Source organism: Parabacteroides sp. An277, assembly GCF_002159645.1.
Lineage (GTDB): Bacteria > Bacteroidota > Bacteroidia > Bacteroidales > Tannerellaceae > Parabacteroides.
In genome coordinates, this window is sequence record NZ_NFJB01000001.1 from 78,194 (window position 1) to 91,016 (window position 12,823).

A 12,823-nucleotide genomic window follows, 5' to 3' on the forward strand; every position below is an offset into this window, starting at 1 on the left:
TTTCCAGGCTCGCCACGTCGTGGGGAAGGCAGAAAAATTTTTTCCAGGCTCGCCATGTCGTGGGGAAGGCAGAAAATTTTTTCTAGGTCCGCCACGTCGTGGGGAAGGCGAAAAATTTTTTTCCAGGTCCGCCACGTCGTGGGGAAGGCAGAAAAATTTTTTCCAGGTCCGCCACGTCGTGGGGAAGGCATTTTAGGGCTTTTCTTCCATCCCAAGCGAGTGTTTGATGGCTCGGCGGATGACCTCGGCATCCTCTTTTCCCTCTTGCAGAATAGAGAGAATGAATTCAAGGTAATGTTCTTTGGAACTGATGCCGCAGAGTCCGCACAACCGACTTTGTGGAAGTATTCCTTTTTGGTTGTAAACGCGGAGGATACTTTCATAATCTGCTGTGTCAATGTAGGATTGGAACGTTTGCTTGATATGACGGTAGATGGCGTCTGTTTGGATATGTTCGTGAATCTCTTCTACCCGTTCGCTCAGTTGCTCGAAGGAATGGATTTTGACGTTGAGCGCCATCTCCAGTTTTTTCCTTACCTGATGCTTGGCATGAAGAATGACTTGTTCTTCCATGTCTTTAGCGAAGAGGCGGATAACGTTTTGCTTTACGGTTGTGAATATCGCATCGGGTTTCTTCATGAGGCGGGCAGCTACGGTCTTAATAACCTCTTCAAGCAGGAGGAGGTTTTCCACCTCAGCCACGTTCGGAACATAGATATGCTGCTCGTGCAAGTAAGCAATTTCGGCCTCTGTCCTTCTGTCCCTATCCACGATGCCCATGCTTTCGAGCGTATGGAAATCCTTCAAACTATTGAATGCTTTGGTGGTTTCGATGACTTTCTGGCAACCTCCCATGGGTTTTACCAAATAATCCGGAAAGACTTGCGAATAAAGTCGGTTGTCGATGCTGTTCGTTTCCGTCCCTTCGATGAAAAGGATAGGTTTCCGGCTACCTAGTATTTCCATATAAAGTTCTTCGGGCAGGTTGCGGTTGTTTTCAATCAGTTCATAATCCCATAACTGATGGTCTGCATCATACGAACGAATCCATAATCGTTTCGAGGCATGACGCGAGAGTGCAAAGTCGATGTCGTGCGTCAGGTAGACGAACGAACAATCTGGTCGTAACTGTTCTATTCTATTCCAAAGCAAATTCTTGATAGAGGTATGGAGTAACGTCTCCGGCTCTTCCACGATAAGCAAAGCCTCTTGAGGTGCATAAAGGATAGCCCCGATTAGATAAAATACCAGTTTCTCGCTATCGCTCATACGCCCTGCGGTATAAGAATCGCCGGTTCGCGAGGCCGAAGTCAGTTCAATGAATCCAGATTTGCGTACGAGTCGGTTTTGCGGGAACATCTCTTCCCAAAGTGTTTGGATAAGGTCTATCTTGGTGATAGGCGGTGTCAAACCGGGTGTCTTCTTGCACGCCTCTTTATAATCTACGGCTGCTTCAAACTCTTCGTGTTGCAGGCGAAGGATTAGTCGTTCATAGGCTGTCATTCGAGGCAAAAGGAGTCGTTCTTGCAAAAGAGGTTGTTGTTGCATCCAATGCACATCCTCTGATGAATTCGACATGAAGAGCGCGTGAAGCCCTGAAATGTTTTGCGCCCGTTCCGGATAACGCTTTAATAAATCTCGGCCGAAAGAGCTCTTTCCTGCTCCATTCGTGCCGATGACCACCAATGTGCGCGTCTCTACCCGCATTTGCGTCTGGTTGATATGAAGAGGCAATGTTATTTCCATATTATTATACATTATATTATATATTCCTTTTGTGCCCAGATAAACTCCGGAAGCTCCTATGAATACTTTCATTCCTAAGCAGTAATTCTTCACGTATCGACGATGCATGTACAAATATCGTCGATGTTTGTGTAAATATCGACGATACGTGTACAAATATCGACGATATTTATAGAATTGCTGCCTGGAAAAGAAAGTTTTCTTCGGATCTATTTTACTTTTCGTCCGGGCTTTTTTCTTTTCCGCAGGGCAAGTTATCAAGAATATTTGGAATGTGCAAGCGCAAATTCTTTGCAATCTTTTCCATTTAAATGTTTTATACATTCAAAAAAGGTATTAACTTTGTGCGCTGAATTAAAAAGAATGAACAGATTATGATTAAGATTACATTTCCCGATAATTCCGTCAGAGAATATGCTGAAGGGACGACGGCTATGCAAATAGCTGAAAGTATTAGTTCTCGCTTGGCGCAAGAAGTATTGGCTGCCGATGTGAACGGAGAGGTTTGGGATTTAACTCGTCCGATTTATGAGGATGCAAGTGTAAAACTGTTCAAGTGGGATGACCGGGAAGGCAAACATGCTTTCTGGCATTCGAGTGCCCACCTGATGGCTGAAGCTTTGCAGGAGTTGTACCCTGGCATCAAATTCGGTATCGGTCCGGCTATTGAAAACGGGTTCTATTATGACGTAGACCCGGGCGAGGCTGTTATCAAAGACAGTGATTTCCCTGCTATCGAGAAGAAAATGCTTGAATTGGTAGCCAAGAAAGAGTCCATCGTACGAAAAGATATCTCGAAAGCCGATGCGATGAAAATGTTTGGCGAGCGGGGAGAAGTATATAAGGAAGAATTGATTAGCGAGCTGGAAGACGGGACTATTACGACCTATACGCAAGGCGCGTTTACGGATTTGTGCCGTGGTCCGCATATTCCGAATACCTCTTATATTAAGGCGGTGAAGATATTGAGCGTGGCTGGCGCGTATTGGCGTGGCGATGAGAAACGCAAACAGTTAGTCCGCCTCTATGGCATTACCTTCCCGAAGAAGAAGATGCTTGATGAATATTTAGCGGTATTAGAAGAAGCGAAGAAACGCGACCACCGGAAGATAGGCAAGGAGCTGGATTTGTTTATGTTCTCGGATACAGTGGGAAAGGGCCTTCCTATGTGGTTGCCTCGAGGCACGGCGCTTCGCCTTCGTTTGCAGGACTTTTTGCGTCGCATCCAAGCCCGTTATGATTATCAGGAAGTAATGTGTCCGCCGATTGGTAATAAATTATTGTATATTACATCGGGTCACTATGCTAAATATGGGAAGGATTCTTTCCAGCCTATCCATACTCCTGAGGAGGGAGAAGAGTATTTCTTGAAGCCCATGAATTGCCCTCATCATTGTATGATTTATAAGAATTCGCCGCGTTCGTATCGCGACCTGCCTTTGCGTATTGCCGAGTTCGGTACCGTGTGTCGTTATGAACAGAGCGGAGAGTTGCATGGATTGACGCGTGTACGTAGTTTTACGCAAGACGATGCTCATATCTTCTGCCGTCCAGACCAGGTGAAAGATGAATTTATCCGTGTGATGGATATCATCTCAATAGTGTTTAAGGCTATGGATTTCCAGAACTTTGAGGCTCAAATCTCATTGCGCGATAAAGTAAATCGCGATAAATATATCGGTAGCGACGAGAATTGGGAAAAAGCTGAACGTGCTATTATTGAAGCTTGTGAAGAAAAAGGGTTGCCTGCTACTATTGAATATGGCGAGGCTGCATTTTATGGGCCTAAACTTGATTTTATGGTGAAAGATGCCATTGGTCGTCGTTGGCAATTAGGAACTATCCAAGTGGATTACAACCTTCCTGAACGTTTCGAACTGGAGTATACAGGAGAAGATAACCAGAAGCACCGTCCAGTGATGATTCATCGCGCACCGTTTGGTTCGATGGAACGTTTCGTAGCTGTACTGATTGAGCATACAGCAGGGAAATTCCCGTTGTGGTTGACACCAGATCAAGTCTGCATTCTTCCAATTAGCGAACGTTTTAATGACTATGCATGGGAAGTGGCTCGCGAATTGAAGAAGCAAGATATTCGTGTTCTGGTAGACGATCGAAACGAGAAGATTGGACGCAAAATTCGCGATAATGAGATGAAACGAATCCCTTATATGCTCATTGTAGGCGAAAAAGAAGCAGAAAATGGTGAAGTTTCTGTAAGAAAACAGGGCGAAGGTGATAAAGGTTCGATGAAAATTACTACCTTTGCGGCGCAAATACACCAAGAGGTTGAAGAAATGATTAATCGTTGGTGATTGCATAGCGTAAATAATAAAAAATAGAGGAGAATAAATAATCGTTTGAATGAAGATTGACAATTCGAAAGAGCAGTACAGAACGAACGAACGGATTCGTGTTCGTGAAGTTCGATTAGTCGGTGATAATGTAGAGCAGGGAGTTTATCCCATATCGCAGGCCTTGAAAATCGCCGAAGATCAAGGATTGGACCTGGTTGAAATTTCGCCCAATGCTGCGCCGCCTGTTTGTAGAGTGATTGATTATCAAAAATTTCTCTATCAGCAAAAGAAACGTCAGAAAGAACAGAAGGCAAAATCGGTTAAGATTGTGGTGAAGGAGATTCGTTTCGGACCTCAGACAGATGATCATGATTATGCATTCAAGTTGAAACATGCAAAAGGTTTCTTGGAAGAGGGAGCAAAAGTAAAAGCATACGTGTTCTTCAAAGGGCGTTCTATTTTGTTTAAAGAACAAGGTGAAGTGTTGTTGCTTCGTTTTGCTAACGATTTAGAAGAATATGGTAAGGTGGAACAAATGCCTGTATTGGAAGGAAAACGGATGATTATCCTGATTACTCCGAAGAAGGGCGCGGGTTCGAAAGTGAAAAAAACGGCTCCGTCTGAAAAGATGGAGACTAAGAAAGTTGCTCCTCAGACAGAAGAAAGCAAAGAAGAATAAATAAAACTATCCCTCCTAAAGAGGAATAGACATGGTTTAATTAATTAAAAATAGATTGGAAAATGCCTAAGATGAAGACTAATTCCGGTGCCAAAAAAAGATTCGCTCTTACCGGAACAGGTAAAATCAAGAGAAAACATGCTTTTAAGAGTCACATTTTGACGAAGAAGACAAAGAAACAAAAACGTAATTTGACTCACACAGGTTTGATTGCTTCTGTGGATGTGCCAAACGTAAAGAAATTACTTTGTATCTAAATCAATTATTTAAAGCGAGTTTTTTAGATTTTTATTAACCGAATTATTAGCAAATAAGTTCATCTGTAAGAAGATGGCGCTAACATTCAAAAACAAATTAGAATTATGCCGAGATCAGTAAATCATGTTGCTTCAAGAGCAAAAAGAAAACGGATTTTGAAACTTACGCGTGGATATTATGGTGCACGTAAGAATGTATGGACTGTAGCAAAGAATACGTGGGAAAAAGGTTTGACGTATGCATTTCGCGACCGTCGTAACAAGAAGCGTAATTTCCGCGCATTGTGGATTCAACGTATTAATGCAGCTGCTCGTTTGGAAGGTTTGTCTTACTCTCGTTTGATGGGTGCTTTGCATACAGCAGGTATTGAAATTAATCGTAAGGTGTTGGCTGATTTAGCCGTAAATCATCCGGAAGCTTTTAAAGCTATCGTTGCGAAGGTAAAGTAAGAGGTGATTCTTCTTGCTGAAACATAGAATAAACTTATCCAAGCACGTTTGGATAAGTTTTTCTTTTTATATCCTATTACAATGTGATGAAATTTTCTTGGATTTTTTTTCGAGAAAAATTTGCATTATTGAAAAATAGGTTCTATATTTGCAGTACACAATTGAAAAGTTTAAAGAGTTAAGCCGCACTTGTTCGATTGGGAAACTCATCAATTTATTATAATTCCGAGACATTGCTTTTGTCGTCAATGGCGGGCCGCGCCCTTCGGGGTATGTTTAGCACGGCGGATTACAAAGATGGCGAGGCGCTCAAATCCTGTCATACGGAGTTTATTCATATCTACGGTGCGGCTTTCCCACATTATAAGAGGTTATCGAGCTTTCGATAACCTCTTTTTTTAAATATACCTAAAGAATGAGCAAAAGCTTGGTTTATTCGTATAAAGGTTATATATTTGTCTAAATCGAAAAATAGGTACAATTATGGACTTCAATAATTATTTATATATAGCCATCAGGGCTGCTTTGGATGCAGGAAAATCAATTATGGATATTTATTCGGATCCAAATGCTGATTTTGGTATTGAGAAGAAAGCAGATAATTCTCCGTTGACATTGGCAGATAAGGCTTCAAATCGTTTGATTGTGGCAGCACTTTCAGTAACAGTTTTCCCTATTTTGAGCGAAGAGGAAAAGCAATGTTCCTATGAAGAACGTAAAAATTGGGAGACGCTTTGGGTCGTTGATCCGTTGGATGGAACTAAAGAATTTATTAAACGGAATGGAGAATTTACGGTCAATATCGCCTTGGTGCATAAAGGGGTTCCGGTGTTGGGTGTGATTTATGTCCCTGTCAGAAAAGAGCTGTATTTTGCTTGTGATACAATAGGAGCTTACAAGTTGACTCATATAGATAGTGAAAACCAGCCATCTATGAAAGGCATGCGCGAACGGGCGACCCGCTTGCCTTCCGCTTTGGTACATCAAGGGATTGTGGTGGTAGCTTCTCGTTCGCATCAGACAGAAGAGACGACGCGTTATATAGATAATTTGCGAAAAAAGGGACAACCTGTTACGCTTATCAGCAGCGGAAGTAGTTTAAAGATCTGTTTAGTGGCTGAAGGTTCGGCTGATATCTATCCTCGTTTTGCTCCAACTATGGAATGGGATACAGCTGCTGGGCATGCAATTGCACGAGCTGCAGGATGCGACATTTACCATATTGATGAAAAAACACCTTTGACTTACAACAAGGAGGATTTGTTGAATCCTTGGTTCGTGGTAAAACCAGTATCGTCTATTTTGTAGAAGTAGTGTTCTGTATGGCTTCTCTTGGCGATTTTACAGGCATTTTTGCGGGATGTATGTCATTATCTTATTATCTTTGCACCCTGTCTGAAAAGTCTTAAAGGGAAAGTGTACATGAATTTCGAGATATTATTTGTACTTTGTGCTTTAATAGGCATGATTGCGGCGTTGATATGGGATAAGATGCGCCCAGGAATGGTCTTGTTCTCTGTGGTAGTCTTGTTTCTATGCGCGGGCATTATTTCGCCGAAGGAAATGTTGGAAGGCTTCAGTAATAAAGGTATGATTACTGTAGCCTTACTTTTTTTAGTGAGCGAGGGGGTTCGGCAATCGGGGGCGTTGACGCAGATAATCAATAAAGTCTTGCCCCAAGGAAAGACGACGGTTTTCAAGGCACAATTGCGCATGCTGCCGTCGATTGCTTTTATTTCTGCCTTTTTAAACAACACGCCGGTCGTGGTGATTTTCGCGCCGATAATCAAGCGGTGGGCGAAGTCGGTACAGCTTCCGGCTACCAAGTTCTTGATTCCACTTTCTTTTGTTACGATATTGGGTGGTATATGTACCTTGATAGGGACTTCTACCAATCTGGTCGTGCATGGGATGATGATGGATGCGGGTTATCGGGGGCTGAGCATGTTTGAGCTGAGTTTGATTGGCGTCCCCGTCACGGTGGCAGGTATTTTGTATCTTTTTTTGGTTTCCAAACGATTGCTTCCTGATGAGCGGGAGAAGGATGAGGTAATGGAAGACGAAACGGATATCGCGGAGAACCTGCATCCCGTGGAAGTCGTCCTGGGGCCACGTTTCCCTGGCATCAACAAGCGGTTGAGCGAGTTCGATTTTCGTCGGCATTATGGCGTGGAAGTCAAAGAGATTAAACGGAACGGGCGGAATCTGACGAAGAATATGGACCGCGTAGTGCTTAATGAGGGGGATACCTTGGTGGTGATGGCCGACGATTCGTTTGTGGCGGCATGGGGCGAGTCTTCCGTCTTTCTTATGATTGCGAATGGAAAGGATGCCGCTTCGCAATCCAACCACAAGAAGCGCACGTTTGTACTGATTCTCTTGGCGTTGATGATTATCGGCGCGACCATTGGCGAGCTTCCTTGGACGCAGGAACGTTTCCCGAACATCAAGATGGATATGTTTTTCTTTGCAGCGGTGACGACCGTCGTCATGGCGTGGGCCAATATTTTTCCCGCCAGGAAATATACGAAATACATCTCGTGGGATATTTTGATTACCATCGCGTGCGCTTTTGGCATTAGCAAAGCGATGGTCAACTCCGGATTGGCCGACATGATTGCCAATTTTATCATTGAAATGAGCCATAGCCACGGACCCTACGTCCTGTTGGCTATCCTTTATATTATTACCAATCTGATTACAGAGCTGATTACGAACAATGCGGCAGCGGCGTTGGCTTTCCCGCTTGCGCTTTCGATTTCGAACCAGCTGGGCGTGGACCCGATGCCGTTCTTCATCGTGATTTGCATCGCGGCTTCGGCCGGATTTTCGACGCCGATTGGATACCAGACGAACCTGATTGTGCAGGGTATCGGTAATTATAAGTTTACGGACTTCGTGCGGGTGGGCTTGCCGCTGAACATCTTGGTTTTTCTCATTTCGGTGTTCCTCATTCCGCATATTTGGCCGTTTGAAGTGAATTAAGATAAAAAAGATATGAGAATCTGTTGCCTTAAGGGACAATCCGGATTGGGAAGGAGAGGAGACGGCGTTTCTTGGCTGTTTCCGTTCGGGAAGAGGGAAGAGACGGCGTTTCTTGGCTGTTTCCGTTCGGGAAGAGGGAAGAGACGGCGTTTCTTGGTTGTTCCCGTTCGGGAAGGAGGAAGAGACGGCGTCTCTTGGTTGTTCCCGTGCGGAAAGAAGGAAGAGACAGCGTCTCTTGGTTGTTCCCGTGCGAAAATAGGTTCTTAAATAGGAAGATTGAACGAATATATGGAAAAAACGAATCATATTTATCCGATTTTCGACCGGATGATGACGCGGACAGACAAAGAAGAGCTGCTCCGCCAACGTGGGTTGATGATTTGGTTCACAGGACTGAGCGGTTCGGGCAAAAGCACCGTCGCCATAGCCTTGGAACGCGAGTTGCATCGCCAGGGTTTCCTTTGCCGTATTTTGGATGGCGACAATATCCGGACGGGCATTAACAATAACTTGGGTTTTTCGGCGGCCGACCGCGTGGAGAACATCCGGCGCATTGCTGAGGTGGGCAAACTGTTTGTCGATACGGGCATCATCACGCTTGCGGCCTTTATCAGCCCGAGCAACGAGATGCGGCAGATGGCGGCGTCGATTATCGGGGAACAGGATTTTGTGGAAGTTTACATCAACACGCCCATCGAAACGTGTGAGGCGCGCGACGTGAAAGGCTTGTATGCCAAGGCGCGGCGTGGCGAGATACGGGATTTTACCGGCGTATCGGCACCGTTTGAGGCACCCGAACATCCCGCTTTGTCGTTAGACACGTCGGTCTTGAGCCTCGAAGAGTCCGTCAATCGATTAATGGAAATTATATTACCGAAAATACGAAAATAAAATAGCTTATGTCTGATTATAAATTAAGTCATTTGCAGGAACTGGAGGCAGAGTCGATTTATATCATCCGCGAGGTGGCTGCCGAATTTGAGAATCCAGTCATGTTATATTCCATCGGGAAAGATTCGTCCGTGATGGTGCGTCTGGCCGAGAAAGCCTTCGCGCCGGGCAAAGTGCCTTTCCCGTTGATGCACATTGATTCGAAATGGAAGTTCAAGGAGATGATTCAATTTCGCGACGAATATGCGAAGAAATATGGATGGAACCTGATTGTCGAATCGAACATGGAGGCGTTCAAAGCAGGCGTCGGCCCGTTCACACACGGGAGCAAGGTACATACTGATTTGATGAAAACGCAAGCCCTCCTCAACGCATTGAACAAGTATAAGTTTGATGCCGCGTTCGGAGGCGCGCGCCGCGACGAAGAGAAGAGCCGTGCGAAGGAACGCATCTTCTCGTTCCGCGACAAATTCCAGCAATGGGACCCGAAGAACCAACGTCCGGAGTTGTGGGACATTTATAATACGCGCGTCCACAAGGGGGAAAGCATCCGTGTGTTCCCGCTTTCGAACTGGACCGAGCTGGATATCTGGCAGTATATCCGTTTGGAGAATATCCCCATTGTTCCGCTTTATTTCGCGAAAGAGCGTCCGATAGTCGAAATCGACGGCAACCTGATTATGGCCGACGACGACCGCCTGCCGGAAAAGTACCGGGATCAAATCCGGATGCGTAAGGTGCGGTTCCGTACATTAGGCTGCTGGCCGCTGACGGGTGCGGTGGAAAGCGATGCCGACACGATAGAGAAGATTGTAGAAGAGATGATGACCACGACGAAGAGCGAACGCACGACGCGCGTCATCGACTTCGACCAAGATTCCAGCATGGAACAAAAGAAACGCGAGGGATACTTTTAAAATGAAGAATGAAGAGTTAAGAATGAAGAATCTTATGGAAGACAATAATACGAAATTGGATATAAAGGCTTTCCTTGACAAGGATGAACAGAAGGATTTGCTCCGTTTTCTGACGGCCGGTTCTGTCGACGACGGAAAGTCCACGCTTATCGGACGTTTGTTATTCGACAGTAAGAAATTGTACGAGGACCAATTGGTGGCTTTGGAACGAGACAGCAAACGCATGGGGAATGCCGGCGAACACATCGACTATGCGCTGCTCTTGGACGGCTTGAAGGCGGAACGCGAGCAAGGTATCACGATTGACGTGGCTTACCGCTATTTCAGTACGAACAACCGTAAGTTTATCATAGCCGATACGCCGGGGCACGAACAATATACGCGCAACATGATTACGGGTGGTTCGACAGCGAACTTGGCGATTATCCTCGTGGATGCACGGGCAGGAGTCATTACGCAGACGCGCCGCCATAGCTATTTGGTGTCGTTGTTGGGCATTCGTCATGTGGTCTTGGCGGTCAACAAGATGGACTTGGTCGATTACGACAAGGCTGTATTCGATAAGATCGTGGCGGATTATAAAGCATTTATCGCTCCATTGGGTATTGAGGATGTTACTTGCATTCCGCTTTCAGCTCTGGAAGGGGATAATGTCGTAGAGAAGAGCGACCGCACGCCTTGGTACGAAGGGCCTTCGTTGTTGGAATATTTGGAGACGGTGCCTATCGACCGCGACCGCAATTACGAGAATTTGCGTTATCCGGTGCAGTATGTCTTGCGTCCGAACCAAGACTTCCGTGGATTCTGCGGGAAAGTGGCGAGCGGTGTCGTGCGTAAGGGAGATACGGTAATGGCATTGCCTTCGCGAAAGACATCGAAGGTGAAGAGCATCGTGACATACGAAGGCGAAATCGAGGAGGCTTTCCCTCCGTTGAGCGTGACGCTGACGTTGGAAGATGAGATTGATATTTCGCGAGGCGAGATGTTGGTGCATCCGGACGACCTGCCTATCGAAGGACGTTGTTTCGAAGCGATGTTGGTGTGGATGGACGAGGAAGCGATGGATCGCGACAAACATTTCTATTTGAAACAAACCACCAACACGACCCGCGCCCATATCGACGGCATCCGTTATAAGGTGAATGTAAACACGATGGAACAATCTGCAGCGGAGCATTTGGTGCTGAATGAAATCGGCAAGGTCGTGATTTCGACGAGCAAGGAGCTTTTCTTCGACCCGTACGCAGTGAATAAGCAAACTGGTTCCTTTATCTTAATCGACCCGATTACGAACAATACTTCAGCGGTCGGGATGATATTGAATCCGGTGGACGACAACCAGGCCGCTTCCGAGTTTGAAAGCATCATTACATTGAATTTGCCGGAGCTGGGTATCTCGCCTGAGCATTATGAAGCTGTCGAGAAGGTCTGCAAAGAAATCGAACGGCGCGGCGTCGAATTGCGAATCATCAAATAAGTCGAGATATGGGATTGCTTCAATTTGATAAACTTCCGATTAATACGTTGGTCGGTGCGGATTGGGATACTTTCAAGAAAATAACCTCCGGGCAGGTGATAGGTGCGGATTATAAAGGAAAGTATCGCCTGACGAAGGCCGTAGGGCGTTTACTGAGTCTTTTGGTGCCGTTGCAGGATAAACGTTACGAGAAGCTGTTGGAGAATAAACCGCTCGAAATGGATCCGCTTTTCATCCTGGGGCATTGGCGGAGCGGCACGACCTTTGTGCATAACGTGTTTGCTTGCGACAAGCATTTCGGTTTTACGACGACTTACCAGACCGTTTTCCCGAATCTCATGCTCTGGGGGCAACCTTTTTTTAAGAAGAACATGTCGTTCCTCATGCCGGACCATCGTCCGACCGACAACATGGAACTGAAGGTAGATTTGCCGCAAGAAGAGGAATTCGCCCTCTCGAACATGATGCCTTATACCTATTATAACTTCTGGTATTTCCCGCAGCGTATGTTGGAATATTGCGACAAGTATCTGTTGTTTAATGATATTACGGAAGAAGAGCGGCAGATTTTCAAGGATGCTTTCCTGAAATTGGTGAAAATCTCCTTGTATAACACGAAGGGCAGTCAGTATCTGAGCAAGAATCCGCCGCATACGGGCCGCGTCCGCACGTTGGTCGAGATGTTCCCGAATGCAAAGTTCATTTATCTGAAACGGAACCCTTACACCGTATTCGAGAGTACACGTAGCTTTTTCACGAATACTATCAAGCCACTCATGCTCCAGCCCATTTCCAACGAAGAGCTGACGCGCAACTTCGTGGAGGTTTACAAGCGTCTTTTCTATAAGTTCGAAGAGGAGAAGCACCTGATTCCGGAGGGAAATTTGGTAGAGATTAAATTCGAAGATTTCGAGAAAGACGCGTATGGCATGACGGAGGATATTTACCACCGCCTGAATCTCCCGAATTTCGAGGCGTCGAAAGCCGCCATCGAGGCTTATTTGGGCAAGAAAAAAGGATATAAAAAGAACCGTTACAAATATGAGGATGCTACCGTCCGCACCGTCGAAGAAAATTGGGGTATGGCGCTCGATGCGTGGGGCTATCATTTAAATGAGGAGTAA

11 protein-coding genes are annotated in these 12,823 nt (G+C 45.6%); 10 read left to right on the plus strand and 1 reads right to left on the minus strand.

The genetic code is table 11. The features are described 5' to 3' along the window. Positions 1-192: 192 nt before the first annotated feature. Positions 193-1,746: a DUF4435 domain-containing protein gene (locus B5F77_RS00310; RefSeq protein WP_087326261.1), complete on the minus strand. Its 1,554-nt coding sequence runs from the start codon at positions 1,744-1,746 to the stop codon at positions 193-195. 374 nt (positions 1,747-2,120) lie between these two features. Here B5F77_RS00310 and thrS point away from each other — a divergent pair, with 374 nt between their 5' ends. The 10 genes from thrS (at position 2,121) to B5F77_RS00365 (ending at position 12,823) form a co-directional block, all read left to right on the plus strand. Further along, positions 2,121-4,061, plus strand: a complete 1,941-nt coding sequence (gene thrS, locus B5F77_RS00315) for a threonine--tRNA ligase (protein ID WP_087326048.1) — start codon at positions 2,121-2,123, stop codon at positions 4,059-4,061. A 49-nt stretch (positions 4,062-4,110) separates the two neighbouring features. Further along, positions 4,111-4,722: a translation initiation factor IF-3 gene (gene infC, locus B5F77_RS00320; RefSeq protein WP_087326050.1), complete on the plus strand. Its 612-nt coding sequence runs from the start codon at positions 4,111-4,113 to the stop codon at positions 4,720-4,722. Positions 4,723-4,784: 62 nt separating this feature from the next. Beyond that, entirely contained in the window at positions 4,785-4,979 is a 195-nt protein-coding gene (rpmI, locus tag B5F77_RS00325) for a 50S ribosomal protein L35 (protein WP_087326052.1), read from the plus strand. A gap of 105 nt (positions 4,980-5,084) precedes the next feature. Beyond that, positions 5,085-5,429: a 50S ribosomal protein L20 gene (rplT, locus tag B5F77_RS00330; protein WP_087326054.1), complete on the plus strand. Its 345-nt coding sequence runs from the start codon at positions 5,085-5,087 to the stop codon at positions 5,427-5,429. Between the two features lie 483 nt (positions 5,430-5,912). After that, positions 5,913-6,737 carry a 3'(2'),5'-bisphosphate nucleotidase CysQ gene (gene cysQ / locus B5F77_RS00340; protein ID WP_204244933.1) on the plus strand — a complete coding sequence of 275 codons (825 nt, stop codon included), beginning with the start codon at positions 5,913-5,915 and terminating at the stop codon, positions 6,735-6,737. Between the two features lie 114 nt (positions 6,738-6,851). After that, positions 6,852-8,414: an SLC13 family permease gene (locus B5F77_RS00345; protein WP_087326058.1), complete on the plus strand. Its 1,563-nt coding sequence runs from the start codon at positions 6,852-6,854 to the stop codon at positions 8,412-8,414. Positions 8,415-8,702: 288 nt separating this feature from the next. Further along, positions 8,703-9,305: an adenylyl-sulfate kinase gene (gene cysC, locus B5F77_RS00350; protein WP_087326263.1), complete on the plus strand. Its 603-nt coding sequence runs from the start codon at positions 8,703-8,705 to the stop codon at positions 9,303-9,305. 8 nt (positions 9,306-9,313) lie between these two features. Next, positions 9,314-10,222, plus strand: coding sequence for a sulfate adenylyltransferase subunit CysD (gene cysD, locus B5F77_RS00355; RefSeq protein WP_087326060.1), 909 nt, complete (start codon positions 9,314-9,316; stop codon positions 10,220-10,222). Between the two features lie 34 nt (positions 10,223-10,256). Beyond that, positions 10,257-11,699: a sulfate adenylyltransferase subunit CysN gene (gene cysN / locus B5F77_RS00360; protein WP_087326265.1), complete on the plus strand. Its 1,443-nt coding sequence runs from the start codon at positions 10,257-10,259 to the stop codon at positions 11,697-11,699. An 8-nt stretch (positions 11,700-11,707) separates the two neighbouring features. After that, on the plus strand, positions 11,708-12,823 hold the full coding sequence (locus B5F77_RS00365; RefSeq protein ID WP_087326062.1) for a sulfotransferase: 1,116 nt from the start codon (positions 11,708-11,710) through the stop codon (positions 12,821-12,823).

Excerpts from the sequence above, each read along its gene's own strand:
- cysQ (WP_204244933.1), top strand. The coding sequence starts at position 5,913 with ATGGACTTCAATAATTATTTATATATAGCCATCAGGGCTGCTTTGGAT.
- infC (WP_087326050.1), top strand. The coding sequence starts at position 4,111 with ATGAAGATTGACAATTCGAAAGAGCAGTACAGAACGAACGAACGGATT.
- B5F77_RS00345 (WP_087326058.1), top strand. The coding sequence starts at position 6,852 with ATGAATTTCGAGATATTATTTGTACTTTGTGCTTTAATAGGCATGATT.
- thrS (WP_087326048.1), top strand. The coding sequence starts at position 2,121 with ATGATTAAGATTACATTTCCCGATAATTCCGTCAGAGAATATGCTGAA.
- B5F77_RS00310 (WP_087326261.1), bottom strand. The coding sequence starts at position 1,746 with ATGGAAATAACATTGCCTCTTCATATCAACCAGACGCAAATGCGGGTA.
- cysC (WP_087326263.1), top strand. The coding sequence starts at position 8,703 with ATGGAAAAAACGAATCATATTTATCCGATTTTCGACCGGATGATGACG.
- rpmI (WP_087326052.1), top strand. The coding sequence starts at position 4,785 with ATGCCTAAGATGAAGACTAATTCCGGTGCCAAAAAAAGATTCGCTCTT.
- cysD (WP_087326060.1), top strand. The coding sequence starts at position 9,314 with ATGTCTGATTATAAATTAAGTCATTTGCAGGAACTGGAGGCAGAGTCG.
- cysN (WP_087326265.1), top strand. The coding sequence starts at position 10,257 with ATGGAAGACAATAATACGAAATTGGATATAAAGGCTTTCCTTGACAAG.
- rplT (WP_087326054.1), top strand. The coding sequence starts at position 5,085 with ATGCCGAGATCAGTAAATCATGTTGCTTCAAGAGCAAAAAGAAAACGG.
- B5F77_RS00365 (WP_087326062.1), top strand. The coding sequence starts at position 11,708 with ATGGGATTGCTTCAATTTGATAAACTTCCGATTAATACGTTGGTCGGT.